1 protein-coding gene is annotated in these 393 nt (G+C 34.1%); it reads right to left on the bottom strand.

Annotated features, from left to right (window positions below; translation table 11 throughout):
- Positions 1 to 393: fibronectin type III domain-containing protein (locus Q0733_RS13025; protein WP_298782776.1), on the bottom strand; the 393-nt coding region annotated here is incomplete at both ends.

The raw sequence follows: 393 nt of genomic DNA on the forward strand, positions 1-393 counted from the left end.
ACTCCTGCGCAAGGATCTGAACTTGTTTCTGGTAATGTTGTAATGGTAACACTGTTACTCGTTGATGAAATATTACCAGCAGCATCTTTTGCTCTTACAGTATATGTATAATTTGTATTTGGTGTAAGATTTTGAATTAAAACTGTTGTTGAACCAGTTACTGTACTAACGACCACTCCATCTAATAATATTTCATATTCTGTAACACCTACATTATCTGTAGAAGCAGTCCAGTTTAAGGTAACTTCAGTAGTTGTTACATTAGATGATGTTAAGTTTAATGGTGTACTTGGAGATTCGGTATCAACTTCATTGGTAGAACCACAAGCTCCTAAATTATCCCAAGCACCGCTTGAATTTAATTGAAATAACTCATCTTGATAAACAACTTTG

The sequence above is a fragment of the uncultured Polaribacter sp. genome (assembly GCF_947500975.1).
Classification (GTDB): Bacteria; Bacteroidota; Bacteroidia; order Flavobacteriales; family Flavobacteriaceae; genus Polaribacter.